This window comes from Sulfitobacter sp., assembly GCF_039977885.1.
Classification (GTDB): domain Bacteria; phylum Pseudomonadota; class Alphaproteobacteria; order Rhodobacterales; family Rhodobacteraceae; genus Sulfitobacter.
On sequence record NZ_JBDWCI010000020.1, the window covers coordinates 466,156 to 490,728 of the forward strand.

The following is a 24,573-nucleotide window of genomic DNA, read 5'->3' on the forward strand; positions in this document are numbered from 1 at the left end:
TTAGGCAGTGCCAGCAGGCGCTTGGGCTTGACGGCGTGCGATCTCGTTGCGGTACAGCGACACGAAATCAATATTCTCGAGGTTGAGCGGCGGGAAGCCACCATCGCGCGTTACATCGCTAACGATACGGCGCAGGAACGGAAAGATCATGCGCGGGCATTCGATCAACAAGAACGGGTGCAGCTGATCTTCTGGGACTTCTTGAACGTCGAAGATGCCGACATAATCAATCTCGAGCGCGAAAAGTGTTGCATCGCTTTCTTTTGCTTTTGAGGTGACGTTCAGCTTGATGGATGCTTCGTACTGGTTTTCTACCGTGCGCTTTTTGGCGTCGAGGTTTACTTGAACCTGTACATCGGGCTGCACGTCGCTTGGTGCGCCTTTTTGTGCCATGATGTTTTCAAATGACATGTCACGAATAAATTGGCCCAGAACGCGCAGTTGCGGCGCTTTTGGTTGTGGTGCTTCGTCTTCGGCCATGATCGGCTCTCCTCTTGGAGGTTGGAATTTGATTTTGCACGCTTAACAGGTCGCGACAAAGCGCTCAATCGCTTAGTGCTTGGTCCAGCCCGAGGTGCCTTTCGGGGCGTCGTCATCTGGTAATTCCACGAACTCGCCGTCGATAATATCGCCTTGGGTTGGTCCCGCAGCCGGGCCAGAGGGGCGGCCGTGGCTTTGGCTGCCGAAACTTTGCACATTCACGCGCGCCTGAATGGCGTTGAATACAATCTTTCGAAACGCAGGGACCAGCAGCGCAAAACCAAGTGTGTCCGTGAAAAAGCCCGGCGTCAGAAGCAGCGCACCTGAAAACAGGATCATCGCGCCATTCACCAAAGGTTCGGTCGGATCGGAAAGCTGGCCAAAGGATTGTTGCAGTTGACCCAATGCAAGGCGCCCCTGACTACGCACCAGATAGGTGCCCGCAATGGCGGTGCCGATGACAATCAGCAATGTCGGACCAAGGCCCAAAAGACCCCCAACTTTGATAAACAACGCGATCTCGATCACCGGAACGATGATGAATGCGATTAAAAGCCACATGTATTGCTTCCTTTCTTGCAGGGGCTACAGTGGACTTGAGCCCCTTTCGCACTTACATAAGGTGCTCAGACGATTGTTTCCACGCCTAGTCCTCAAGAGGTACTTATGAATTCGCCGCTTATTCAGCTTTTGGTGCTTGCTGCCATCGCTATTTTTCTCATCCTGCGGCTTAAGAATGTGCTTGGGACGCGAGAAGGTTTTGAAAAACCGCCGCTACCCGTGCAGCCCCAGAAAACTAGCGGCCCTGCCTTTGAGGTCATTGAAGGCGGTCCTGATCTGGATATCACCGATCACTTTCCCGAAGGGTCGGCCCAAGCAACTGCTTTGGCTGAGATGAAACGCATCGAGCCTTCATTTAATGTCACTGATTTTCTGGCCGGCGCTCGGAGCGCTTATGAAATGGTCGTGATGGGATATGAGCAAGGCGAACTGGACAACGTGCAGGGTTTTCTTTCAGAAGAAATCTATGAAAGCTTTGTGGATGGAATTGCCGCACGTGAAGATCAGGGTCTAACCATCGACGCAGAGTTTATTGGTGTGCGTGAGATGTCTCTTGAAAATGTGACGCTTGATCCCGCTACAAAAGAGGCTGAATTGACCCTCAGGTTCGTGGCTGAATTGACACAGGCAGTGCGCAACAAAGACGGCGAGATCATTGAAGGCAGCGTCACAGACGCTAAAAAGCAGAAAGATACGTGGGTATTTGCCCGCGTCATGGGCTCGGATGATCCGAATTGGTTCTTGGTTTCTACAGACGGGTAGCATGCGCATTTCGCGCCAGTGCCATTGTGACGGCCTCGCTTTTGGCGGGGCCTTTGGCGTCTGAGGTGAAATATGACATCCTGTCTTTTGATCAGCTTGATGGCTGGGCAGAAGATGACCACGCTGCGGCGTTCAGCACTTTTCTGAACACCTGCAAGGATATGAAGGGCACGGATTGGAAAGCCATTTGTTCCTACGCGCAATCCGGCCCTGACCCGCGCGAGTTTTTCGAGCTGCTGTTCCGCCCTGTTTTGATGGACGATGGGCAAGACCCGTTGTTCACCGGCTACTTCGAACCCGAGCTTGAAGGCTCGCTCACACGGTCAGGCCGCTATCGCTACCCCGTCTATAAAATGCCACCCGAAGCGAGCGTAAACCGCCCTTGGCTCACCCGTCGTGAGATCCTCGAAGGTGGGGTGATGGACGGGCGTGATTTGGTTATCGCCTACGTCGATGATCCTGTTGAGCTTTTCTTTTTGCAGATACAGGGTTCCGGCCGGATCAAGCTTCCCAACGGTACAGCTCTGCGGGTGGGCTATCGCGGGTCGAACGGGCACAACTATCGCTCTATCGGGCAAGAGCTTGTGCGGCGGGGCGTTTACGATCCGCATCAGGTCAGCGCAGAAGTCATCAAAAACTGGGTAAGGCGAAATCCCGTCGAAGGCGAGAACCTGCTGTATCACAATCCGTCCTATGTGTTTTTTCGTGAAGTGAGCAAAGTACCAGCTGACAAAGGGCCGCTGGGTGCCATGAACCGCTCGATCACGGCTATGCGGACTGTCGCTGTTGATCCGTCGTTTGTGCGGCTCGGTTCGCCTGTCTGGATTGAAAAAGACGGCGAAACTCCTTTGCGCCGCCTGATGGTTGCCCAAGACACCGGTTCTGCCATCAAAGGTGCGCAGCGCGCGGATGTTTTCTTTGGCACAGGGGATGCGGCAGGCCGGGAGGCTGGCACATTGCGCGATCCGGGTCGCTTGTTGGTTTTGATGCCGATACAGCGGGCTTATGCTCTGCTTCCTGAAAGTGCGATATGAAACGGCGGGGGCTGTCAGCCGAGGACCGCGCCTTGTGGGACCTTGTCCGCGCCAAGACCGAGCCGATAAAGCGCAGTAATCTTGAGGCCCGTCAGTTTGATCCTGATACTGAATTGCCAGCCCCTTCTCATGCACCAGCGCCATCCAGTCTGCGCAAGACCCGTTCGCTGATCCTTGGCAAACCTGTCGGGAAATCTGCCCCGGCTGCACATAATCTGGCCCCGGCCATTCATGATCAGATCCGGCAGGCCCCTGTGCAAATGGATGCAAAATCTTTCGGTAAGCTCAAACGTGGCAAGCTGCGTCCAGAGGGCAAGATTGACTTACATGGCATGACACTGGACCGTGCCCACCCTGCCCTTACAGGGTTTGTGATGAACGCTCATGCGCAGGGTAAGCGTCTTATCCTTGTGGTCACTGGCAAAGGTAAACAGCGCGACGAAGGTGGCCCGATCCCTGTACGGCACGGTGTGCTGCGCCATCAGGTGCCGCAATGGCTGGCAATGCAGCCGATGAAATCCGTGGTATTACAGGTGGCTCAGGCCCATATCAGCCATGGCGGTGGCGGCGCCTATTACGTCTATCTACGTCGCCACAGGTAGGTCGCGTTGATAGCGCCAGATTCCGAGGCCAGCCATTGCAGCACCGATGAAGTAGAACAACGATAGCGGGATCATCTGGTCAGGGAAATCAATACCCGCGTCAATGAGAACACCGGTGATCCCCGGCCCGATGGCAGAGCCGAACACCATCAGCGCTGCCGCAGCCGCTTTGATCGCACCAAGGTTGCGCGTGCCATAGAAGACTGACCAGAAGGCCGACGTGGCTGTTCCCTGCATCCCCTGCCCGATCCCGAAAATAGACAACCCGACACCAGCCATGAAAATCGTATCCGCCGAGGCGATCACGATGAAAGAAAGGCCAAATGGGATCATTTGAAAAGGCACGACCCATTTCACGCCAAATCGGTCGATGGCCCAGCCTGTGATAAATGTCGCAGCGATGCTTGCCACTGTATATGCGGGCATGAGTGCGACATATGAAACCAGGCTCCATCCTTTTACCTCGGTCAGGTGCACCTGTTGAAAGAACAACGCCGTGCCCCATGCAGCTGGGCCGATGACAATCGGGATGAGAATATAGAATAACGGATGGCACAGCATCTCCCCACGGGTCCAGTGGCGCCCACCCATGCCAAAGCTTTGGGTCGTTTGGGACATGGATTGCGGTGTGCGCTCCTGTTTAAGCAAGACCTGCATAAGCGGGATCAATAACACGATACAAACCGCGGCCACGATCCATAGGTGGCGCCAATTCATGGTCACCAGCAGTGCCACAAACACCACCGGTAAAATCGCCTGTCCCACTGCGAACCCCATCGACGAGAGCGATAGCGCACGTCCCCGTGTGGCAACAAACCAGCGCGACATTGCGACCGCTCCCAGCTGGGACAGCATCCCCTGCCCCATCAGGCGCAGCGCATAGATCACAAAGATCAGCAAAAAGCCGTTGGGTACCACAGCCATCCCCAGACAAGCCACTGCAAGCAGCACCATCACCCCAAGCGACAAATGCCGCACACGGTACCGGTCCGTCAGGACCCCAGCCCAGATCATCGTGATCGCGGATAAGGTCGTGCCAACCGTATATATCCCGCCCCATTGCCCATCGCTCAGGTCAAAGGCGCCCTTAATTTCACCCGCAAACAGCGAGATGAAATAGGTCTGCCCGAAGGACGAGGTAAACGTGAGTAAGAAACCCGCCAGCAGGAACAAACGGTTATTGATAAGAAAGCGGATATAGCCCATGCGCCTAGATTGCTGACGCATGGGGGAATGAAAAGAGGTTAAAGCACGTAGCGGCTTAGATCGGTGGATTTTACAAGCTCGCCAAGGTTGGTGTCGACAAAGGCAGCATCGACCACGATCTGCTCACCGCTCCGGTCAGGCGCGGTAAAGCTCAGTTCTTCGAACACCCGTTCCATCACTGTATACAGCCTGCGCGCACCAATGTTTTCCACCGATTGGTTCACATCCGCCGCGATTTTGGCCAAGGCTGCGATGCCTTCGGGGGTAAAGGATACTTCGACCTGTTCGGTGCCCATCAGCGCGGTATATTGCAGCGTCAGTGCATTGTCTGTCTCTGTCAGGATGCGGACAAAATCCGCCTCGGTCAGCGCACGCAGTTCGACACGGATCGGCAGACGGCCCTGAAGTTCAGGCAGCAAATCCGATGGTTTGGCGATGTGAAAGGCGCCGGAAGCGATAAACAGGATGTGGTCGGTTTTCACCGGCCCGTGTTTGGTGCTTACTGTGGTCCCTTCGATCAGCGGCAGCAGATCACGCTGCACGCCTTCGCGGCTTACGTCACCGCCGCGCGCATCCGAGCGGGCACAGACCTTGTCGATCTCATCAAGGAAGACGATGCCGTTCTGCTCGACGGCCTCGATCGCGTTACGGTTGACGGTTTCATCATCCAGTAGTTTGTCGGCCTCTTCACTGATCAAAACTTCATAGCTGTCCGCCACGCTAAGCCGTTTCTTGGTGGTGCGCCCACCCATGGCTTTGCCAAACAGATCGCCGATGTTCATCATACCGGCACCCGCACCGGGCTGGCCGGGGATCTCCATCGTGGAGAAAGGATTAGAGGTATCGGCGACTTCAAGCTCGATCATTGTGTCGTCAAGCTGCCCGTCATGCAGTTTTTTGCGGAACATGTCGCGGGTGCCGGACCGAGCATCGGGGCCTGCAATCGCGTCAATCACACGCTCTTCCGCCGCTTTTTGGGCATTGGCTTTGACATCCTCACGCATGTGTTCGCGTGTCATGGCGATCGAAGCATCCAGTAGGTCACGCACGATCTGCTCTACGTCGCGCCCGACATACCCGACTTCGGTGAATTTGGTGGCTTCGACCTTAAGGAAAGGCGCGCGCGCCAATTTGGCCAACCGGCGGGAGATTTCGGTTTTACCAACGCCTGTGGGGCCAATCATCAGGATGTTCTTGGGGTACACCTCTGCGCGGATGTCATCGGGCAGATTGCGACAGCGCCAGCGGTTGCGCAGGGCCACAGCAACGGCGCGTTTGGCATCACCTTGGCCAATGATAAAACGGTCCAGTTCCGAGACGATTTCGCGGGGGGTCAGATCAGTCATTGTTTGATTTTCTCCACGGTCAGGTTGCCGTTGGTATAAACACAGATGTCAGAGGCGATTTTCATCGCATCACGCGCTACGGCTTCAGCGTCACGGTTGCTGTCGATCAGCCCGCGCGCAGCAGCAAGGGCAAAGTTACCGCCCGATCCGATAGCTGCGATGTTATGTTCAGGTTCTAGCACGTCACCGGCACCGGTGATGATCAGCAATTCTGTCCCATCGCTGACGATGAGCATCGCCTCGAGTTTCTGTAGGTATTTGTCCGTGCGCCAATCCTTTGCCAACTCGACGCTGGCGCGTTGCAATTGACCGGGTGTCGCCTCTAGCTTGGCCTCCAACCGCTCCAGCAGGGTGAACGCATCAGCGGTCGAACCGGCAAAGCCCACGACCACATCATGCCCGCCCGGTTTCAGGCGACGGACCTTGCGCGCAGTGCCTTTGATCACGGTCTGGCCAAGGCTGACTTGCCCGTCCCCCGCAATTACCACTTCGCCATCTTTTTTCACGCCGATGATCGTTGTACCGTGCCAGCCGGGGAATTCTTGGTTTGCCATAAAGCCTCCATAGTTGAGACCTATATGAAAACCCTGCGAAGGTTTCGCAAGGCCATAGCCCGAAAGGATACGCATTGCCTGAGATAAAGCGCCTGAAATCAGAAGCATCGCAACTTTTTCAGATACTCGGGTCACAGGCGGGTTTGACGGTAGATGGCTATATTTGCGGTGCCGACTGGATTAAAGACGACCGTAACAGGCTGCATATCGTGCAACGCCACGACAGTGCTGCTGGGGAATCTGTGGTGTTGAAATATGCGCAACGCCCGCAAGATAATGAAGGGTTCGGGCGAATTCTGGACGCGCATCAGGCCGCCTTTCACGCATTGCGTGGATCACACGGGAACACCGTCCCCGAAATCCTAGCAAGCGATCGCAGGGCGCAAGCCTACCTAATGCGGCATATCGCGGGCGAAACATTCCTCGATCTGTGCCGTGCACAAACAGACCACAGCGTGTTGTTGCGCAAGGCGGGATCTTGGGTGGCGGGGTTTCATGGCGGAACTTTCAGGCAAAAACGCGCCTTTAAACCGCGGTTTATGGTGGGTCATATGCGTAAACTTGCCGATCAAATGCGGCGCGGTGAGCGGCGCATCAGCGGGCAGGCAGCGTTCATCACCTATGCGGATAGGATCGGTGACTACGCGGGTGCTGCGGACGGCTATCTGGGGACCATTGCCGCGAAACACGGTGATTTGAACGCGCATAACATCATGATTTCCAAAGACACGACTGCGGCGCTGGATTTTCTGGGGGCAGATGATGCGCCCGTTGCCTATGATATCGCGCGCTTTTTACAAAGCTATACACAGATGGTCGGAGACCTTGATGACATCCCGAGGGGCTCGGCTGTGCCACAAAAGGCATGGGATGCGTTTTTTGACGGGTATGACCTGATCGATCGCAGTGATCCAACCGTTGTGTTTCTAAGCAAGGTACAGGTTTTGACTGACTGGAACAGAATGCGGGATAAATCGTCCCTGAGCAGCATTATGCGGTTGGAACGGGTCAAAAAAATAGCGCGCCGGGCTTTTGCCTGACGCGCTATTCCAAATCGAAATTCGGTAATTTTTAGATGGATTCTTCGATCCAGCTTTGCAGCGCTGCCTTTGGGCGTGCGCCGGCCATGTTGGACACGACCTCACCATTTTTGAAAATGAACAGCGCTGGGATACCGCGAACGCCCATCTGTGCAGGTGAGTTCGGGTTGTCGTCAACGTTCACTTTGACGATTTTCACTTTGCCTTCCATCTCGGCGGACAGCTCTTCGAGGGCTGGGCCGATCTGTTTGCAAGGGCCACACCATTCGGCCCAGAAATCAACCACAACGGGGATGTCTGAATTTTTAACTTCTGCGTCAAAAGTGGAATCGGAAACGGAAACGGTGGCCATAAAGCTCTCCATGGGTTTTGGTTACTCAGTAACTAAGAAGGCATGTGCTCTGCGTCAAGGTAACCCGTGCGATGCAAAGCGGCTGTGACAATATCGTGAGGCAGATGCATAAGTCTGCGGGATTGCGTCCAGAGTATAGCGGTTTTGACCGTTCTATCCGGATAAATTGCATGCAACGCGTGTGAATATGCGCCCATCTGCCGCAACAACCCTTCGGGGCAGGCCGCCGCATCATCGGGAACGGTGCGGTTGGTTTTAAAATCCACGGCTAGTACTTCGTCGTCGGTGACAATGAGCCGGTCAATCACACCATACAGGCGCCGGCTGCCCAGATCCGCGGTTACAGCGACCTCGGCAAGCGCATCGGAGGCAAAGATACCGCTCAGCTCTGGCGTGTCGATGACGCGGCAGGCTTCTTCCATTGCCATATCTGCAAGGGTTACATCGGCGTTCTGCAACAATAATTCGGCAGCGGTCGCGCGGTCGTCAGGGCCAAGTGCAGCCAGATGTTCAAGCAAACTGTGCACCAGCGTACCATAGGATTTTGCGGTCTCCTCATCCATGCCTGCCTCGCCGGGCAACGCTTTTGCACCTTCCATATCCGATGGCGTAATCACATCAGGCCGCAGGCGCGGGGCAGGGGCAGGCGTTGTGAACATAGGGTCAAGTGCAGGTGTGACCTTTGTCTCCTTGGAAAGTTCGACAATTGGCAAATCGTTCCAACCTGCCTCTTCATGGCGCAGGCTTTGAATGTCGCCTTCAGTCACCGGAACCGCGTTGAGATGTGTAAGGGCTTGTTCGGTCATCTGATACCAGCTGTCGCCCTTGCTGGGCATGGCTCCTGCGGCGGCCACGATCAGCCATTTTTCCGCGCGGGTCATCGCAACATAGAGCAGGCGCAAGCCTTCTTCGGTTTGCAGTTCTTTAAGGGTGTCGATCTCAGTTTGAATGCCAGCAGTCATATCTGAGGCATTTGGTTTCCAGATTGGGGTGCCATCCAGAGAGATAATTTCGTCGTTTATCTTTACGTCCTTGCGGCCAGTATCAGGCAGAATGACAATCGGTGCCTCCAACCCTTTGGCACCATGCACCGTCATCACGCGGATTTGGTCCGAGGCGCTGTCGATCTGGCGTTTAATTTCCAGATCATCGGCCTGCATCCATTCCAGAAACCCTGTGAGGCTTGGCACTTCGGTCCGTTCATAGGCCAGCGCCTGACCCAACAGCGCGTCAATGCCATCCTCTGCCTCGGTCCCCATGCGTGCCAATAACTTGCGACGCCCGTCATGGCGCGTGAGGATGCGTTCGATTAGGTCGTAAGGGCGTTCAAAATCTACCTGTCCGCGTAGGTCCTGCAAGATGGCCAGTGTTTCAGGGTATTTTTCCTGCTGGTTACGAAGATATTGCCACAGGTCCTGTTTTAAGGGGCGGTAATGGGCCAGCGTGAATAATGCCTGCTCGTCCCAGCCAAACAGAGGAGAACGCAGCGCAGTCGCCAGCGATAGCGCATCATCGGGGGTATCCAGAAAAGACAACAGCGCACCGATATCCCGCACCGCTAGCTCGGCCCCGACCTTAAGCCGGTCGGCACCCGCAATGGGCAGATCAGCAGCTTTGCATGCGCGGATAATTTCGGAAAACAGGCCGGTCTTGCGCCCCCGAACAAGGATCAGGAAATCACCCGCTGTGATGCGGCGACGGATCATTTGCCGGTCAGGGCCTTCATCAGGGATGTAGTGGTCCCCCTCCACCAGATATTTGATCTGGGCGGCAATTTGATCGGCAAGAATGACAGTGTGGTGTTGTTCGCTTTTGCGGTCGATTGGATCCGTCCAATCGGGTGTTTCCTTGTCGGGCTTTGTTTCTTCGATCACTGGCCACAGGTCGACCCGACCGGGCAGCGCATCCTTGAATGCGAGATGGGTCATTGCCTCGCCCATGCGCGGATCAGGCTGGGTGTTGAACGTCTGATCCACAGTGCGCAGGATCGCCGGAGAGGAGCGGAAGGAATAATCAAGGCTCTGGTTCTGGAACCCCAGCTTTGCGGCTTCAAGACTTTGCTGAAATGCTGCGCGCTTGAGGTCGAATTCGCGGGGGTCCGCACCCTGAAACGAATAGATAGATTGCTTTTTGTCACCCACGACAAACAGCGTGCGCTCGGTCTGGTTTTCGCGCGCACCTTCGCCTGAGGCGAATTCATCCGCCAGCTTTTCAATGACATCCCATTGGCGCGGTGAGGTATCTTGCGCCTCATCCACCAGAATATGGTCGATGCCGCCATCAATCCGGTAAAGCACCCATGCTGCCACGTTCTTATCATTCAGCAGCGCCCGTGCGCGTAGGATCAGATCGTCAAAATCCAGCCAGCCGCGGCGTTGTTTTTCGGCCTCATAATGCTTGATAAAGGCCGTGGCAAAGCGGTGTAGCGCACCGGTTCGCGCCACATTGCGTGCCCGCATGTGCAGGTCGTGCGCTTCCATGACGCGCTGGGCAAGGTCCTCCAACGGGGTGAGGAGCGGCCCAAGATCCGCGGCTGCATCTTTGGTCGCAAGGTTCTTGCGCATCTCCATCTTTTGAGTGAGCAGCGCGGTCTTGAGCTGGTCCATATCAGTGAGGGAGGGCTGTTCGAAATTGATGCTGCGCAGGCTGTCAGCCATACGCGTCATGGTCACGCTCTTTTGAGCGGCAAGCACATCAATCGCTTTTGGCATCCAGCGCGCAACTGCCTCATCCATGACTTCGCGGGGCAGGGCATGCAGGTCAAAACCTTGCGGCAGATCAAACAGCGTATTTGTGTCGTCTGGCAAGTCGACAAAAAGCTCCCGCTTGCCTGTGATCGCTTGGGTCAGTTTTGAGAAATTCTCACCTGTGTAATTCGCGGCAAGATCGGTGACTAAATGGGCTTCTTCGCCTTCCGCCATCCGGTCAAGAATATCAGCACGCAACAGCTCGGCTGCGCGGTCTTCGATTTCTTTGAACTGTGGGCTGACACCCGCTTCGAGCGGAAAGCGCCGTAATAGAGACGCACAGAACGAGTGGATCGTCTGGATTTTCAAACCACCCGGTGTCTCGATCGCTTGGGCGAACAGGGTGCGCGCATCGCGCAGCTTTTGCGGCTCGATTTCTCTGAGAACACCTAGATCGCGCAGCGCCGCACGCAGGCCGTCGTCTTCCATCATCGCCCATTCGCCCAGGCGTTTGAACAATCGGTTCTGCATCTCGGATGCGGCGGCCTTGGTGTAGGTCAGACACAAAATATGCTCGGGTTTTACTTCATCCAACAACAGCCGCGCCACGCGATCGGTGAGCACGCGGGTCTTGCCCGACCCCGCATTCGCGCTGAGCCACGTGGACATATCGGGCCGCGCGGCCGTGATCTGCGCAAAGGTTGCATCGTTCCATTCGGGAAGGCGGTTCATATCACATCCTCTGACTGCGCAGGGTCTGATCCATCCCATTCGCCGTAGCGTGCAAGGTGGTCATAATTTCCAGCGAAATCGTCCCGCTCCATCATGCGGCGAGCCGTAAATCCTTGGTTAGGGTCTAAATAGGCCTTTATGAGCGTCCGCAGGCTTTCTAAGATTTCTGCAGGAGGCTCTTCTTGCAAAGGGGCCTCAACCTCGACCGGCGGATTGCCCAAACCGATGAAAACGGCCTTTGAAACAGGCGCTATGCCCACGTTTTTGAACGCACCTTCCTCCACCATCGCGGCTTCGATCAGCAGTTGTTTGTCGAAATGTGCCTGTTGTTTTTCGGTGGGTGGCTTGCCAGTCTTGTAGTCGTAAATCTGGATGTCCCCGTTTTCAGACCGGTCAATGCGGTCCGCGACGCCCTTGAGCGTGAAGCCAAGGTCGGCGAGCTCCAGCTTGCCCTGTGCGTCTTTTTCGAAGGCAATAGGGCGTGCGTGGCGCAAGCGTTCTTGCTCTGCCGTGATGAACCAATCTGCCACCCGCGCAAGTTTAGCCAGCCAGATCGTGCGGGCAGCGGGCCATGGCACTAGATCAGTCAGGATTTGTTCGGAAATGGTCAAAAGCTGATCTTTGGTCAGTAAATCAGGGTCTAACAGGGCTGATTTTACAAATGCTTCCATGACGCTGTGGGTAACAGTGCCACGCAAGGGCGCATCGGGCGATTGCACAAGAGGGTTCAAAGGACGCAATCGCAGGCAATATTGCGCGTAGATGGCATAGGGGTCGCGGATCAGTGTTTTGATCTTTGTCACTGACAGGCTGCGGGGGCGAGCCGCCAAAGGTGGTCGCGGAGAGGGGCGCGGCGCAGGGGCAACACGTGTGACGGTTTCTGCAGCGCGGGCCTGATCCAGCCAATAGTCGCCGCGCGCGATCATCGCCTTCCATGCGCGGGCACCGCCCTGATTTGGCAAACCACCCATCAGATTGCCCAACCGGTTCACCCAGCGCGATGGCACTGTCTCGGCATCCTCTGAACGGATCGCGCGGGTAATCCAGACTTCGCGGGCGCATACTGCTTGTTGGTAGTCATGGGCCGATAGCCCCACGCGCCGCTCAGGCAGCAACAGGCCGGCTGCATTACGCATTTTGCGGTTCAACCACGGATCAGGCGGCGGTGCTTCGGGCCATGTGCCGTCATTCAATCCACCAAGGATCACCAGATCGGCACCCTGCACGCGGGCCTCCAAGGTGCCCCAGATCATAATGTCGGGATGCGGGGCATCGCGGTCGCGCACTTCGCCAGCAGAAAGCAATGCGCCCACAAGATCGCTGTAATCGCGGGCTGTCAGGCTTGTGCCATATTCGGCCTCGGCAGAGAGCTCTTGCATAACACGCAGGGCTTCTTTGCCTGCTTTTTGCCGCCATAGCTCATGCGCTTGGTTGCCTGTGGGGCCTGCCGCAATCCGGTTTGCCAGCATGAGATGCCGTTCTACCCAGTGGCTCAGCGGTTGGGTGCTGTTGTCTTGCAAGCCCATCGTGGCGTCAGCGACCCAAGCGGCCCATTCTTCCATCTCCGGATTGTCGCGCACTGCCTTTTGGCACATGGATACAAAAGGATCTGGCTCAGGGTAGGGCAGACCTTTGTCACGGATCGCCAATTCGCAGCGTTGGGTGTGCAATTGATGTAAATTGCGATCTTCGGCGCTATGGGTGAGCGGATGCTTGAGCAGCGTCAGCAGGGCTTCGGCATCCAGCTTTTTCGTCATTAAACCGGCCACGTGTCGCAAAAACCGACCCGGAGGCGATAGGTGCAAGGGCGTGCCAGCGCTGTCGTCTGGCAGGATACCCCACCGGCTAAGCGCGGCAGTCACTCTCCGGCCAAGCATCCGGTCGGGGGTAATTAACGCGGCGGTTTGCCCGTCTTGGGCCGCACGGCGCAGGCGCAAAGCAATGGCAAGCGCCTCTGCGCGGGGTGTTTCTGCCAAGAGTAGGGTGATGTCTTTGGTCGCGGATTCCAGATCGTTAAGCTGCGGCCCCTCGATCCGCCAAGCATCCGTCACGGGAGCAGGTCGCAAAGATAAGGAGATCAGCTTGTTCCGCATCGGAGCAGGAGCCGCGCAGTCATGCCATTCTTTCACGGCATTTGGGCTGCTCTCTAATCCGTTCATTAGACTATAAAAGCGGTACTGTGGATGGTCCTCGGAAATCATCGGATCATCCAGGGCTGCCCAGACATTGGATGGCAGATCAAAGTCGAACCCCGGCAAGATCAACGCACCTTGTGGCAGCCGCGCTACAGCTTGCATAAGCGCCATCGTGGTCCCGCGGGAGCCGGTTGATCCAGCAATGATCACCGGATTTTGCGGTGGTTGCTCTGCCCAAAGAGCGGCCATGGCCTGAACCCGCGCGCGTTGCCGCGCCGCGTTATCCGGCGCGGATTCTGTGAGGCTAAGATAGTTTTGCACAATGCCAAGGAAGGTCTTTGCCCGTTCCCAATGGCCCGATTGATCGGTCACATCCAGATCCGCAATCCGGTCGGGGGAGACACCTTCACCCTGCATTTCATCAATCAAAGCGGCAAGGCTATCGGCCAGATCATAAAGCGACGAACGCGATGCCAATTCCGGTGATTGCTGCAACAAGGCCGAGATGAGGCCGATCAGCTCTAGCCGCCGGCGAAGGGCAGGGGCACCTTGCGGCAGAATGATGCCGGGGGCCAATGTTTCCAAATCTGTAAGGAGCCGGATGCGCGGCAGTAAAACCGCTGGACCGTCCTCAAAGATACGGCGCAGGCGGCGGGCCATGCGGCGCGTGTTGACCAGCAAATCAACGCGGGCCAATGCTTCGGGCGGCTGGCCCTGCATCCTGTGCAGTAACCCATCCACCAAAGCCTGAGGAAAGTCGATACCGGGAGCGAGCCCAAAGACGCGGGGGGATGTAGAAGGCTCAAACATCTGAGGCAATCAGCTTTTCGGCGGTGAGAACGCCACCGGGATGCCCTACGTCACACCATTGGCCGGGATAAGAGATACCAAAGAGCCGCTTTGCCTCCAACATCTTGTCCCAGACCAGATTGAGAGAGAAGGACTGTTCAGAGATGTTGGCCAAAAGGTCGGTCTTGATGATTTGCACCCCGCCATAGACCAAACCAGCACCACGGCTTAGGCATCCTTTGGCATCGGGGGTGAAATCGCCAAGACCTTGATGTTCTAATGCGTGCTGTGGCGGAACGCCCATCAACAGCGCATCCATATGATCAGGCTGCCAAGCCTCAAGCAAAAGCTGCAAGGGGTTGGGGCCATGCCAGATAGCATCTGTGTTCATCGTAATAACAGGGCCGGTGCCAAGAAGCGGGAGGGCGTTGCGCAAACCGCCGCCTGTTTCAAGGATGTCAGGAAGCTCGACGATTGTGCGCACACCCTGCGGTGCCAGATGCGCCTGCAACATCTCGGCGCGGTAATGCAGGTTCGCGGCGATCACAGGCGGGGCTATCCCTTGGGCAAGCGCCAGCGTGTGGTCGATAAGCGGGCGTCCTGCGATCTCGACCAGCGGCTTTGGGCGGTTAGCTGTGAGGTGCTTCATGCGCGTGCCGAAGCCCGCAGAGAACATTAAAACAGGCAGGCTCATGCGGCGCACTTGGATTTGAGGGTCGCCAAGGCATCTGGCGTGGGTGGGGGCAGGGTGGCGCGGATATGTGGTGCAATCGGAGCCAATGCAGGATGAGCCAGATTGCGCTCTACGAACTCCCACACACGGGGGATCAGGTCGACATATCGCGGCTTGCCCGCCACGATGCATAGCCGCGCAAAGGCACCGACAATCCGCAGATTACGCTGCACACCAAAGACGGCATAGGCCGCGCGGAAGGCTTGGCCGTCCTGCGGGTTTTGGGCCAGATAGCGATCAATCATCGCGGTTTCGATTGCAGGGGGCACATCGCGCCGCGCATCTTGCAGGATCGAGACAAGATCATAGGCCGCATGGCCCTGCATGGCGTCCTGAAAGTCCAACAGGCCAACGCGGGCAGGGCCGTCACGTTCCGGCAGCCAAAGCAGGTTTTCGGCGTGGTAATCACGTTGGATCAAGACCTGTGGCGCGGTTTCCAAGGGGGCGAGCAAATCCGCCATGAGTTTTTCGAACTGTTCTTGCTCTGGCGTATTTTGCGCGCCTGTCAGACCAAAAAGATACCACTCATAGGCGCGGGCGGCAAAAGAGGTCATGGTCGCGGTGTCATAGGCGGCAAGTGGTGGCAAAGGGGCCGCGTGCAATACGCTCAACACATCGACAGAGGCAGCGTACAAAGGTTCTTCCAGCGCGGGATCACGGGCGATTACCTGTTTGAAAAGATCATCGCCCAAATCCTCGGTCAGCAAAAAACCGTTGGCGACATCACGGTGTAGGATCGCTGGGGCGCTCAGGCCGATCCCGCGCAGATGTTCAGCGATTGCGATGAAGGGGCGGACGTCTTCGCCCTTCTCTGCTGGTGCATCCATCAGGATGAGTGTGCTGTTGTCAGGTTTGCTCAACCGTTCGTAGCGGCGATTGGATGCATCACCGGCGATGGTCACCCGTGTGGCATCGCCCCAACCGGTAGTGTTGAGAAAATCGGTCAAAAGTGTCGCGCGGTCAGTCATAGGGTCCAATCCGTAAGTCGTGTGGTCCAGCGGGGATCGGACCATTGAGCTGTGAGCAGTCGGTGATCGTCTTCATCGGTGGCGCAAAGGGTGATGTCCAGCGCATTGGCAGGACGTAGGCTGGCCAACCGGTCAGGCCATTCGATCAGGCAAATTGCATTGGTTAGGGCATCGATTAGGCCCAGCTCTTCTATCTCGGAAGGGCCGGTGAGCCGGTAAAGATCGGCATGCCAAATCTCGGTCCCGTCTGCAGCATCATAGGTCTGCACAAGAGTAAACGTTGGTGAGGGCACGTCTTCGGGCTGGGCAAGCAAGGACTGGATGAGCGCGCGGGCGAAATGGGTCTTCCCTGCGCCAACATCTCCGGTCAGCAAAATAGTATCGCCAGCATGTAGTTGCACGCCCAAGCGTTGTGCCAAGGCTGCGGTATCTTCCGCAGATGTAAGGGGGACAGTCAGGTTCATTTCGCCAAACTACCCGCCCAGCGGGCAGCATGAAAGAGCTGTTACTCGCTGTTTTTCTTTAGAAGGGGTTCTTTTTGTCGTAGGGAGGCGGATTGCTGTGAAAACCGGATCACTGTCGCGCCGGATGCAATGGGGACGATCTTGCACTGCATTGGCACCTGTCCTTTGATGCAGACGGGCATGGACCACATTTCACGGTCCGCCAATGACATGACGGCATCATGTATTTCCTGCCAAAGCGGGTTCGGCTCGGATTGTTCTTTCCATAGCTGGATCGCGTCATGGATGGTGACGTCCGCAAAACTGGTGCCGGTCTGGAACTTCCACATGACGTCGTAAGCCTTGTTCGAAAACGTCAGAAGGCCGCTTTGCGAGAACACGGCAAGCGCATCTTCGAATGTATCCACAAGGTTTTGGCCAAGCTCCAGTTCGGCACGCAAGTTTCGCGCCAGCGATATCTCGGCGCTGATGTCTTCGAACAAAAAGGCAATCGCCCCATCGGGGTGGGGGCGGCCCTTTACGTTGTAGGTTTGGCCGGATTCTAGCGTCCAGGTTTCCTCGAAGCGGCCGTTCTCGGCTTCGTCAATCAAATCGACCATACGCTGGCGCCATGTTTTATAATTTTTGGGCTCTGGCATACGGCGGTTTTCGCGCATGGCATCAAAAAATGAATCGATCGTGGGGCGTGGGCTGAGGAAGGAAACAGTTAGGCCGGTAAGATCGGTGAGCGCCGGGTTGAAAAGTACCAGTTGTCTTTTGCGGTTGAAAACCGCCAGACCAACGGAAAGATGGGCGAATGTCTTGGCCAGAGTTTGGACAAAATCGCGCTGGGCTTCCTCAGCGCGGATCAGAGGATCAATTGAGGTTGCTGAATATAAAACGCCGTCTGAAAGTGGCGTGCGGCATATTTCAAACCATTCGTTCTGTTGGGAAACTGAACATTCAAATTGTGCCCGAAGCGTTGTTTTTGACGGGCTCATGTTTTGAAGGTCGAATATCCCTGCATGGGCATCACACCCTGCACGGACGCTTCTCAATGCCATGTTGGTGTAGCTTTCGTTTTGCCAGACAATATTACCGTGATGATTAGTCTTCCAGGCAGGATAGGGTAGATTATCGCTGACTTGCTGTATGGTGGTTAGCTCTTCGATGGCTGGGGAATCCTTAAGCATGTCTTCCTCGCCAAAAAAGCTGAGGGTTGCCCCGTCGGGAAGCCACGAGATCAATATGGTTTGATGCGTGTTCTGGTTGCTTGTGATCTCTTGATTCTGTGAAATGTTGTCAGGTGGTCGGTCTGGAAAATCCGGATATTCAGGCGAAAGAATGTCGTGTAGATCAAGCCAGTTGTGTGCTCCGATTGCGATTGGAAAGCGATCCTGTGCGGATGCTGAAGCATAGTCCAATATGTTGTTTTTAAAAACGATAATCGGATTATCTGGTGCGGCGACGGAAGGTTCAGGTTTTGCCGGCCAAAGGGCCCAGCACACACTAAGTAAAACCGTGAGGAGAACCACAATTATGATTATACTCAGTTCAGCCAAATAAACGTTCCTTCAGTCAAATAATTGTGAAGAGTTTGGATGGTTTATCATTAACAAACAGTTAAGTCCGTGTCTCCTTACACTTCGGCAAAGCGGCTATTCTGACCTGTAGGCAATGCGTTATCGCCTTCTCGCGCATCAATTTTGCGCCGAGGCCAACGCACTTCGACTATGGCACCGATTTCACCGTTTCCCGAAGCCGGTTCATCCGTCCCATTGGCAAAGCGAAGACGTGCGCCGGATCTTTCAAGCAGCGTTTTTGCGATGAACAGGCCCAAACCCATCCCTTCATATTCCGGCAATGACCTGCTTGGCTTCGGGCTGCGTTTGTTTCCCATAAACGGGTCGCCAAGGCGGCCGATCAGGTGTGTGGGGAAACCCGGTCCGTCATCAATAATGCGTAGGCTGACAAATTTCTCGGTCCAGCTGGCTTCGACCCAAACGGTGGTTGTGGCAAAGTCTACGGCGTTCTGGATCAGGTTGCGCAAGCCGTGGATGATTTCTGGCATGCGCAGGATGGAAGGTTGGGCGGTTGCGTCATTTTTATCGTGGACCAGATTGATCAATACGGTTTTCCCACGGTCTGTATGTGGCTCTGCAGCAAGCTCAATAACTGTAATCAAAGGGGCCTGACGCATGTGAAGGTCGTCTTTCCCCGCGCGCCCCATATCTCGAAGGATGTCGCGGCATCTATCGGTTTGCTCGGCAATCAGTTCGGCATCTTCGCGTAGGTCGGGGTGGCCTTTCAGCTCGTTCACCAGCTCGGTACTGGTTAGTTTTATGGTGGCAAGTGGTGTTCCCAATTCATGGGCCGCAGCGGCAACCACACCGCCAAGATCGGTCAGCTTTTGCTCACGGGCCAGTGCCATATGCGTGGCCGACAGGGCGTCTGCCATCAGGTGGATTTCGGATGTGACCCTGCGCGAGTAGACCGATGTGAAGGTTACTGCGATCACAAGAGCGACCCATTGGCCAAAAATAAACAGTTCCGGTATCTTGAGCTCTTCCCCCTGAGAGGTGAGCAAAGGAACGTAGAAAAACGCAAGACTGGTCATGATGGCAATCGCCAATGCACATAACGCCACCGTTGATCGGTAACTGAGCGCGGAGGCAGAGGTTGTCACAGGCCCCAGCAGCAGTAAGGTAAACGGATTGTTCAGCCCACCTGTAAGCGACAGTAGGAAGCCAAGCTGCAAAAGATCAAATACGACCATCGACAAGTTTTGTCGTTCCGTCAAAAGCTTGTTTTCTGGAAAAACAAAATGCGCCACTAGATTGCCGATGATTGAAACGCCTATGGCAAAAAAGGACCAGCCCAGTTCAAGCTGGATACCAAAGACAAAAGGTGTGAGGGTCACAGCGACCAGCTGACCGGCGATGGCGACCCAGCGCAGAAAGATCATCGTGCGCAGGCGAACCCAGTTGGCCCGCTTGCGTTCGCCCATGGGCCGAATTGTTGACTGCGTCATCTGCGCGCTCCATCGAAAATGTGACTTGCATTGCCTCTTGCGTAGCGTAGGTCTGTCGAAAATTAAGCACAATGGCGCGCAATGACGCTGCCCGTATGGAGAAAAAGATTATGGTTAGAATAGCTGCAATTGTTGCCGTGGTTGTTGCGGGTGCGGGAATATTGGCGATGGTGTTTTTCTCGGGAGGAAAGGAAAGCGCGTTGGCCTCTTGCGACAGCGCAACGATCGCGGGGGATCTGGGCGGACCATTCACTTTGGTCAATGGCGATGGTGAGACCGTGACAGAAAAGCAGGTCATCACAGAACCGACGCTGATCTACTTCGGCTATACCTATTGCCCTGACGTGTGCCCGCTGGACGTGGACCGCAATGCGCGTGCTGTCGAAATCCTTGAAGAACAAGGAAAGTTGGTGACACCTGTCTTTATCACCATTGATCCGGCCCGTGACACGACAGAGGTTGTGCGCGATTATGCCGAAGCCATGCATCCCCGCATGATTGGCCTGACAGGCAGTGACGAACAAGTGGCCCAAGCCAGCAAAGCATACCGTACTTATTACAAAGCGCATCCGCCTGTGGATGGTGAGTACCTCGTAGATCACTCTACGTTTAGCTATCTTGTGGATCCTGATCAGGGATTTTTGACCTTTTTCCGCCGTGAACTGACGCCCGAGCAATTGGCCGATAAAATTGGTTGCTTTGTTGACCATATTTGACGGCCTGCTTTGGCGCACCATATTGCGTTGAAACCTGTAAAACCTTTGGAAAAGGCTGCTTGAGATGCGCGAACAAACTCTGCCTGATCTTGGCGCTGACAAAACCCTGTTGTTGCTAGACGATGACGAACCGTTTTTGCGCCGCTTGGCCAAGGCGATGGAAAAGCGTGGATTTGAGGTTGAAACAGCGGATTCCGTAGCGGCAGGCAGTGCCATCGCCACAGTACGCCCACCCGCTTATGCGGTGTGCGACTTGCGGCTCGAAGATGGCAACGGGTTGGATGTTGTCGAGATTTTGCGCGAAAAACGTCCCGATGTCCGTGTGGTTGTCCTGACCGGTTATGGTGCGATTGCCACTGCTGTTGCCGCAGTGAAAATCGGAGCGACAGATTATTTGTCGAAACCTGCCGATGCCACGGACATCACCAATGCGCTATTGGCCAAGGGTGACGATCTGCCGCCGCCGCCCGAAAACCCGATGAGCGCGGACCGTGTGCGTTGGGAGCATATCCAGCGGGTGTATGAGCTTTGTGATCGGAACGTGTCTGAAACCGCGCGGCGTTTGAACATGCACCGCCGCACCTTGCAGCGTATTCTGGCCAAGCGTAGCCCGCGGTAATCAGATGTCGTAACGCTTTAGGCGTTTGTCCACTTTGGTGCCATCAGCCAGCGTATATCCCTCGATCAGATCATAGTCGCGAAAACCGCGGCTTTGATAATAGGTAAGCCCGCCTTCGTTGTCTGCGCGTATGTTGGCACGTATCCAGATATATCCCAATTCCTCTGCGGCCTTGGCTGTGGCGGAAAAAAGCGCCGAACCGATGCCGAGGCCGGTTTGCCCTACCTGCACAAAGGTCGCGATTTCGGCGGCATGAGGCGGTAGTTCTTGGCTGCTGGTAATCCACTGAAACCCGACGACCTGTTCGTCGTCATCCAATGCGACGTGCCATGCAGAACGCTCTGGCGCATAGGCCATCCGCTCTATCAGATCGGCCCCTGTGACAGGGCGGACCAATGCTGTGGTGCCGCCGATCCTGATGATTTCGTTCAGCAGGCGCGCCATAGAACCGGCATCCAATGGGATGGCAGGGCGGACATTGATCATGGCATTTGTCCCAATAGATCGGCATGGCGGGATGTGAATTCGGCGCGCACTTCAAGCGGCGGCCTGAGTGTGATGCAAAGCCCCTCGTGTAGCGCAGGATCGGGCTTGCCGAAAAACCGGTTCGCTTCGTCAACAGAAAAGCCGGCAATCTGTGTGGCCTCCATCCATGCGCTGACATGATCGGCTTTCTTGATCTGCCGTTTGACCGAGGCAGGCACTTTGGCGGGCAGGCCAAAGCGGATATGCACAGCCGCCTCCAACCGTTCATCAAGCGCGCTATAGCTGGGGCCTACCGCCGCTTTTACGGGGGAGATCATATCCCCGATCACGTATTCCGGTGCGTCATGCAGCAAAGCGGCAAGCCGCCATTTTGGCGGTGCCTTCGGGGCGATACGACCAAATATCGTTTCGACCAACAACGAATGCTCCGCGACGGAATAGGCAAAATCACCTTTGGTCTGACCGTTCCACCGCGCGACAAAAGCAAGGCCATGGGCGATGTCTTCGATCTCGATATCCACGGGGGTGGGGTCCAGCAGATCGAGCCTACGACCGGATAGCATGCGCTGCCATGCGCGGGGTTGTTGAGCCATTCCGCTCTCCTCATGTCACAACTAGGCGTTTGGTTCCAAAATATATTCTGGAACGGCTGGCGCGCCATCGGGTTTATCCTGCAACAAGGAGATCGAGATGAAAACCGCAATGACTGCTCTTGCTGCTGTTGTCGCATTCAGCACAGCCGCTACCGCACAACAAGCCTGCATGAGCCACACCGAGATGCAATCGTCGCTTATCGACTGGTATGGCGAAGAACCCGTATCCGGCCCGATGGAAGATAATTTGCGCCTGTGGGTTTCGGATCAGACAGGTACATGGACGTTGGTCCGTTCCATGGCTGATGGAAATGCCTGTGTTGAGGCGCAGGGCCGAAACTGGTCTGCTGGCATGGACACCCAAGATGTTATGGCCGCAATTGATGCACGCACAAAGAGTTGAGGTCATCCGACACAACCTGTGGCGTTGGCGTCAATTGCACTGAAACCGCTGCGATGGTAAGTGCTCTTCAAAGACATATGAAGGAGCGCCCGACGTGGCCAATGACTATATCGTAAAAGACATCGAGCTTGCCGGTTATGGCCGCAAGGAGCTGGATATTGCCGAGACTGAAATGCCGGGCCTGATGGCGCTGCGCACCGAATATGGTGATGCACAGCCACTCAAGGGCGCGCGCATCGTAGGGTCGCTGCATATGACGATCCAAACGGCGGTTTTGATTGAAACGCTCGTCGCGCTTGGCGCTGACGTGCGCTGGGCATCGTGCAACATTTTCTCGACTCAAGACCACGCAGCCGCAGCCATCGCCGCTGGCGGTACGCCCGTTTTTGCGATCAAAGGTCAAAGCCTTGAGGAGCATTGGGATTACCTCGATAAATCCTTCATGTTCCCCGAAGGTCCAAACCTGATCCTCGACGATGGTGGTGATGCGACCCTCTATATCCTGTTGGGCGCGCGCGCTGAGGCGGGCGAGGAAATCATTCCCGTACCTGCATCCGAAGAAGAAGTCGCAATCAAAGCGCAGATCAAAAAGCGCCTCGAAGCCTCCCCTGGCTGGTTCACCAAAATGCGCGATCAGATCGTTGGCGTTTCCGAAGAGACAACAACCGGTGTTCATCGCCTGTATGAGCTGTTCAAAAACAACCAGCTTCCCTTCCCTGCGATCAATGTGAACGACTCGGTCACAAAATCGAAGTTCGACAATAAATACGGCTGCAAGGAATCGCTGGTCGATGGTATCCGCCGCGCGACAGATACAATGATGGCCGGTAAGGTTGCTGTTGTTCTGGGTTACGGCGATGTCGGCAAAGGCTGTGCCGCGTCCCTTCAGGGTGCTGGCGCACGCGTCAAAGTCACCGAAGTTGACCCGATCTGCGCGCTTCAGGCGGCGATGGACGGCTTTGAGGTTGTGCTGATCGAAGACGTCGTGGATTCGGCGGATATCTTTATCACCACCACCGGCAACAAAGACGTTATCCGCATCGAGCATATGCGCGAGATGAAAGACATGGCGATCGTTGGCAACATCGGCCACTTCGACAATGAAATTCAGGTTGCCGCCCTCAAGAACCACAAATGGACCAACATCAAAGAACAAGTGGACATGATCGAGATGCCGTCGGGCAGCCGTTTGATCCTGCTCTCCGAAGGCCGCTTGCTGAACCTTGGCAACGCCACTGGCCACCCAAGCTTTGTGATGTCTGCGTCCTTCACCAATCAGGTTCTGGCCCAGATTGAGCTGTGGACTCGTGGCGATCAGTACAAAAACGAAGTGTATATCCTGCCTAAACATCTGGATGAAAAGGTCGCACGTCTGCACCTTGACCGTATCGGTGTGAAACTCTCCACACTCGCCCCCGAGCAGGCAGCCTATATCGGCGTGTCGCCCGAGGGTCCGTTCAAGCCCGAGCACTATCGTTACTAAGACAGATGCGTGATCCGCATCCCTACAAGCGTCGCCCGGTTTTCCACTGGGCGGCGCTTTTGTGTTTTATCAGCGGAGGTATCGCACTGGGCGGGTGGCAGTTGCTTGTCCATCCCGACACGCCTGTACCGCCGGAATGGAACCCGCAGGTGCCGCTGCGGGTGAATGACCCGCTAACGGCCCTGACGCAATGGAAGCTGGCCCGCGCGCTGGAGGATGATGACGCCTGCCTTGCGGCGCTTGATACGGGTGCGCAGGCTGTGCGTCAGCCTGATCTGGAGGATGGGCCACAATGCGGCATCGATCCGCAGGTCACGCTTCGCGCGGCTGGGGGTGCCACGCTTGCTCCGATCAACACGCGCTGCCAGACCGCGCTGCGGGTGGCGATGTGGTCGCGCCATGCCCTGCAACCCGCCGCCGAAGAGATATTTGGCCAACCACTTGGGCAGATTTCACATTTCTCAAGTTACTCTTGCCGACGGATACGTACGACGGATGGCGGATCCACGCGGATGAGTACCCATGCTACAGCGGACGCCATCGACATCAGCGGCTTTGTGTTGGCAGACGGGACGACCGTGGACCTGTTGCGGGACTGGGAAGGGGAGGGCGCCAAGGCCGATTTTCTGCGTCGTTCGAATGCATCTGCCTGCGACTGGTTCCGCGTGACACTTGGACCGCAGTATAACGCATTGCATGCAGATCATTTTCACCTTCAACACAGCGGCTGGGGTTTGTGTAGATAAAATTAATTAAAAACAACGTGATGTGGATGTCTCCTGAATTCCTTTGGAACAATTACCGCTTATCTTTCATTG

The 24,573-nt window shown here is 55.8% G+C and carries 24 protein-coding genes; 9 read left to right on the forward strand and 15 right to left on the reverse strand.

Translation table 11 applies throughout. The features are described from left to right. Together secB and ABJM03_RS15930 are read right to left on the reverse strand one after the other, a co-directional pair. On the reverse strand, positions 1 to 480 hold the full coding sequence (secB, locus tag ABJM03_RS15925; RefSeq protein ID WP_348418830.1) for a protein-export chaperone SecB: 480 nt from the start codon (positions 478 to 480) through the stop codon (positions 1 to 3). A gap of 72 nt (positions 481 to 552) precedes the next feature. Further along, on the reverse strand, positions 553 to 1,041 hold the full coding sequence (locus tag ABJM03_RS15930) for an FxsA family protein (protein WP_348418831.1): 489 nt from the start codon (positions 1,039 to 1,041) through the stop codon (positions 553 to 555). 105 nt (positions 1,042 to 1,146) lie between these two features. Here ABJM03_RS15930 and ABJM03_RS15935 point away from each other — a divergent pair, with 105 nt between their 5' ends. The 3 genes from ABJM03_RS15935 to ABJM03_RS15945 are packed head-to-tail and all read left to right on the forward strand — an operon-like array spanning position 1,147 to position 3,439. After that, the gene (locus ABJM03_RS15935) at positions 1,147 to 1,803 is read left to right on the forward strand and encodes a Tim44/TimA family putative adaptor protein (protein ID WP_348418832.1); all 657 of its coding nucleotides are present in this window, start codon (positions 1,147 to 1,149) and stop codon (positions 1,801 to 1,803) included. Between the two features lie 23 nt (positions 1,804 to 1,826). Then, positions 1,827 to 2,837, forward strand: coding sequence for an MltA domain-containing protein (locus ABJM03_RS15940; RefSeq protein WP_348419154.1), 1,011 nt, complete (start codon positions 1,827 to 1,829; stop codon positions 2,835 to 2,837). After that, the gene (locus ABJM03_RS15945; RefSeq protein ID WP_348418833.1) at positions 2,834 to 3,439 is read left to right on the forward strand and encodes a Smr/MutS family protein; all 606 of its coding nucleotides are present in this window, start codon (positions 2,834 to 2,836) and stop codon (positions 3,437 to 3,439) included. Before ABJM03_RS15940 ends, ABJM03_RS15945 begins: the two co-directional genes overlap by 4 nt. On the opposite strand, the gene ABJM03_RS15950 is transcribed toward ABJM03_RS15945, so the two are convergent. The 3 genes from ABJM03_RS15950 to hslV are packed head-to-tail and all read right to left on the reverse strand — an operon-like array spanning position 3,422 to position 6,545. Next, on the reverse strand, positions 3,422 to 4,645 hold the full coding sequence (locus ABJM03_RS15950) for an MFS transporter (RefSeq protein WP_348418834.1): 1,224 nt from the start codon (positions 4,643 to 4,645) through the stop codon (positions 3,422 to 3,424). The two genes, ABJM03_RS15945 and ABJM03_RS15950, sit on opposite strands and share 18 nt — an antisense overlap. A gap of 38 nt (positions 4,646 to 4,683) precedes the next feature. Further along, positions 4,684 to 5,991: an ATP-dependent protease ATPase subunit HslU gene (gene hslU, locus ABJM03_RS15955; RefSeq protein WP_348418835.1), complete on the reverse strand. Its 1,308-nt coding sequence runs from the start codon at positions 5,989 to 5,991 to the stop codon at positions 4,684 to 4,686. Continuing rightward, a complete protein-coding gene (gene hslV, locus ABJM03_RS15960; protein WP_348418836.1) occupies positions 5,988 to 6,545 on the reverse strand; it encodes an ATP-dependent protease subunit HslV in 558 nt (185 codons plus the stop codon). The genes hslU and hslV overlap by 4 nt, the downstream gene beginning before the upstream one ends. Before the next feature lie 74 nt (positions 6,546 to 6,619). Here hslV and ABJM03_RS15965 point away from each other — a divergent pair, with 74 nt between their 5' ends. Then, positions 6,620 to 7,585 carry a phosphotransferase gene (locus tag ABJM03_RS15965; protein WP_348418837.1) on the forward strand — a complete coding sequence of 322 codons (966 nt, stop codon included), beginning with the start codon at positions 6,620 to 6,622 and terminating at the stop codon, positions 7,583 to 7,585. A gap of 31 nt (positions 7,586 to 7,616) precedes the next feature. Here the strand turns inward: ABJM03_RS15965 and trxA are convergent, their stop codons facing one another. The 8 genes from trxA to ABJM03_RS16005 form a co-directional block, all read right to left on the reverse strand. Next, positions 7,617 to 7,937 carry a thioredoxin gene (gene trxA, locus ABJM03_RS15970; protein WP_348418838.1) on the reverse strand — a complete coding sequence of 107 codons (321 nt, stop codon included), beginning with the start codon at positions 7,935 to 7,937 and terminating at the stop codon, positions 7,617 to 7,619. Positions 7,938 to 7,969: 32 nt separating this feature from the next. Further along, positions 7,970 to 11,356 carry a double-strand break repair helicase AddA gene (gene addA / locus ABJM03_RS15975; protein ID WP_348418839.1) on the reverse strand — a complete coding sequence of 1,129 codons (3,387 nt, stop codon included), beginning with the start codon at positions 11,354 to 11,356 and terminating at the stop codon, positions 7,970 to 7,972. After that, positions 11,353 to 14,301 carry a double-strand break repair protein AddB gene (gene addB, locus ABJM03_RS15980; protein ID WP_348418840.1) on the reverse strand — a complete coding sequence of 983 codons (2,949 nt, stop codon included), beginning with the start codon at positions 14,299 to 14,301 and terminating at the stop codon, positions 11,353 to 11,355. The genes addA and addB overlap by 4 nt, the downstream gene beginning before the upstream one ends. After that, positions 14,294 to 14,974 carry a nucleotidyltransferase family protein gene (locus ABJM03_RS15985; RefSeq protein ID WP_348418841.1) on the reverse strand — a complete coding sequence of 227 codons (681 nt, stop codon included), beginning with the start codon at positions 14,972 to 14,974 and terminating at the stop codon, positions 14,294 to 14,296. The genes addB and ABJM03_RS15985 overlap by 8 nt, the downstream gene beginning before the upstream one ends. Then, positions 14,971 to 15,981 (reverse strand): phosphotransferase, encoded by a 1,011-nt coding sequence (locus ABJM03_RS15990; protein ID WP_348418842.1) that lies wholly within the window; start codon positions 15,979 to 15,981, stop codon positions 14,971 to 14,973. Before ABJM03_RS15990 ends, ABJM03_RS15985 begins: the two co-directional genes overlap by 4 nt. After that, positions 15,978 to 16,445, reverse strand: a complete 468-nt coding sequence (gene tsaE / locus ABJM03_RS15995; RefSeq protein ID WP_348418843.1) for a tRNA (adenosine(37)-N6)-threonylcarbamoyltransferase complex ATPase subunit type 1 TsaE — start codon at positions 16,443 to 16,445, stop codon at positions 15,978 to 15,980. The genes ABJM03_RS15990 and tsaE overlap by 4 nt, the downstream gene beginning before the upstream one ends. A 41-nt stretch (positions 16,446 to 16,486) precedes the next feature. Beyond that, complete coding sequence (locus tag ABJM03_RS16000; RefSeq protein WP_348418844.1) at positions 16,487 to 17,986, reverse strand: PAS-domain containing protein; 1,500 nt, start codon at positions 17,984 to 17,986, stop codon at positions 16,487 to 16,489. 77 nt (positions 17,987 to 18,063) lie between these two features. Continuing rightward, on the reverse strand, positions 18,064 to 19,455 hold the full coding sequence (locus ABJM03_RS16005; RefSeq protein ID WP_348418845.1) for an ActS/PrrB/RegB family redox-sensitive histidine kinase: 1,392 nt from the start codon (positions 19,453 to 19,455) through the stop codon (positions 18,064 to 18,066). A gap of 110 nt (positions 19,456 to 19,565) precedes the next feature. Here ABJM03_RS16005 and ABJM03_RS16010 point away from each other — a divergent pair, with 110 nt between their 5' ends. Together ABJM03_RS16010 and ABJM03_RS16015 are read left to right on the forward strand one after the other, a co-directional pair. After that, a complete protein-coding gene (locus tag ABJM03_RS16010; protein WP_348419155.1) occupies positions 19,566 to 20,171 on the forward strand; it encodes an SCO family protein in 606 nt (201 codons plus the stop codon). A gap of 64 nt (positions 20,172 to 20,235) precedes the next feature. Then, complete coding sequence (locus tag ABJM03_RS16015) at positions 20,236 to 20,790, forward strand: ActR/PrrA/RegA family redox response regulator transcription factor (protein ID WP_348418846.1); 555 nt, start codon at positions 20,236 to 20,238, stop codon at positions 20,788 to 20,790. Here ABJM03_RS16015 and ABJM03_RS16020 read toward each other — a convergent pair whose 3' ends face one another. Further along, positions 20,791 to 21,276, reverse strand: a complete 486-nt coding sequence (locus tag ABJM03_RS16020) for a GNAT family N-acetyltransferase (protein ID WP_348418847.1) — start codon at positions 21,274 to 21,276, stop codon at positions 20,791 to 20,793. It lies immediately after the preceding gene. Continuing rightward, positions 21,273 to 21,869: an HD family hydrolase gene (locus ABJM03_RS16025; RefSeq protein WP_348418848.1), complete on the reverse strand. Its 597-nt coding sequence runs from the start codon at positions 21,867 to 21,869 to the stop codon at positions 21,273 to 21,275. Before ABJM03_RS16025 ends, ABJM03_RS16020 begins: the two co-directional genes overlap by 4 nt. Before the next feature lie 97 nt (positions 21,870 to 21,966). Between ABJM03_RS16025 and ABJM03_RS16030 the strand changes: the two genes are divergently transcribed. The 3 genes from ABJM03_RS16030 to ABJM03_RS16040 all read left to right on the forward strand — a co-directional run bounded on the left by ABJM03_RS16030 (position 21,967) and on the right by ABJM03_RS16040 (position 24,501). Next, positions 21,967 to 22,272 (forward strand): S-adenosyl-L-homocysteine hydrolase, encoded by a 306-nt coding sequence (locus ABJM03_RS16030; RefSeq protein ID WP_348418849.1) that lies wholly within the window; start codon positions 21,967 to 21,969, stop codon positions 22,270 to 22,272. 94 nt (positions 22,273 to 22,366) lie between these two features. Then, complete coding sequence (gene ahcY / locus ABJM03_RS16035; RefSeq protein ID WP_348418850.1) at positions 22,367 to 23,755, forward strand: adenosylhomocysteinase; 1,389 nt, start codon at positions 22,367 to 22,369, stop codon at positions 23,753 to 23,755. A gap of 5 nt (positions 23,756 to 23,760) precedes the next feature. Beyond that, the gene (locus ABJM03_RS16040) at positions 23,761 to 24,501 is read left to right on the forward strand and encodes an extensin family protein (RefSeq protein WP_348336990.1); all 741 of its coding nucleotides are present in this window, start codon (positions 23,761 to 23,763) and stop codon (positions 24,499 to 24,501) included. The last annotated feature ends 72 nt before the right edge of the window (positions 24,502 to 24,573 follow it).

Excerpts from the sequence above, each read along its gene's own strand:
- addB (WP_348418840.1), bottom strand. The coding sequence starts at position 14,301 with ATGTTTGAGCCTTCTACATCCCCCCGCGTCTTTGGGCTCGCTCCCGGT.
- ABJM03_RS15930 (WP_348418831.1), bottom strand. The coding sequence starts at position 1,041 with ATGTGGCTTTTAATCGCATTCATCATCGTTCCGGTGATCGAGATCGCG.
- ABJM03_RS16030 (WP_348418849.1), top strand. The coding sequence starts at position 21,967 with ATGAAAACCGCAATGACTGCTCTTGCTGCTGTTGTCGCATTCAGCACA.
- ABJM03_RS15990 (WP_348418842.1), bottom strand. The coding sequence starts at position 15,981 with ATGACTGACCGCGCGACACTTTTGACCGATTTTCTCAACACTACCGGT.
- tsaE (WP_348418843.1), bottom strand. The coding sequence starts at position 16,445 with ATGAACCTGACTGTCCCCCTTACATCTGCGGAAGATACCGCAGCCTTG.
- ABJM03_RS15945 (WP_348418833.1), top strand. The coding sequence starts at position 2,834 with ATGAAACGGCGGGGGCTGTCAGCCGAGGACCGCGCCTTGTGGGACCTT.
- ABJM03_RS15935 (WP_348418832.1), top strand. The coding sequence starts at position 1,147 with ATGAATTCGCCGCTTATTCAGCTTTTGGTGCTTGCTGCCATCGCTATT.
- ABJM03_RS16015 (WP_348418846.1), top strand. The coding sequence starts at position 20,236 with ATGCGCGAACAAACTCTGCCTGATCTTGGCGCTGACAAAACCCTGTTG.
- secB (WP_348418830.1), bottom strand. The coding sequence starts at position 480 with ATGGCCGAAGACGAAGCACCACAACCAAAAGCGCCGCAACTGCGCGTT.
- ABJM03_RS16040 (WP_348336990.1), top strand. The coding sequence starts at position 23,761 with ATGCGTGATCCGCATCCCTACAAGCGTCGCCCGGTTTTCCACTGGGCG.
- hslV (WP_348418836.1), bottom strand. The coding sequence starts at position 6,545 with ATGGCAAACCAAGAATTCCCCGGCTGGCACGGTACAACGATCATCGGC.
- hslU (WP_348418835.1), bottom strand. The coding sequence starts at position 5,991 with ATGACTGATCTGACCCCCCGCGAAATCGTCTCGGAACTGGACCGTTTT.
- ABJM03_RS15950 (WP_348418834.1), bottom strand. The coding sequence starts at position 4,645 with ATGGGCTATATCCGCTTTCTTATCAATAACCGTTTGTTCCTGCTGGCG.
- addA (WP_348418839.1), bottom strand. The coding sequence starts at position 11,356 with ATGAACCGCCTTCCCGAATGGAACGATGCAACCTTTGCGCAGATCACG.
- ABJM03_RS16010 (WP_348419155.1), top strand. The coding sequence starts at position 19,566 with ATGGTTAGAATAGCTGCAATTGTTGCCGTGGTTGTTGCGGGTGCGGGA.
- trxA (WP_348418838.1), bottom strand. The coding sequence starts at position 7,937 with ATGGCCACCGTTTCCGTTTCCGATTCCACTTTTGACGCAGAAGTTAAA.
- ABJM03_RS16020 (WP_348418847.1), bottom strand. The coding sequence starts at position 21,276 with ATGATCAATGTCCGCCCTGCCATCCCATTGGATGCCGGTTCTATGGCG.
- ABJM03_RS16025 (WP_348418848.1), bottom strand. The coding sequence starts at position 21,869 with ATGGCTCAACAACCCCGCGCATGGCAGCGCATGCTATCCGGTCGTAGG.
- ABJM03_RS16005 (WP_348418845.1), bottom strand. The coding sequence starts at position 19,455 with ATGACGCAGTCAACAATTCGGCCCATGGGCGAACGCAAGCGGGCCAAC.
- ABJM03_RS15985 (WP_348418841.1), bottom strand. The coding sequence starts at position 14,974 with ATGAGCCTGCCTGTTTTAATGTTCTCTGCGGGCTTCGGCACGCGCATG.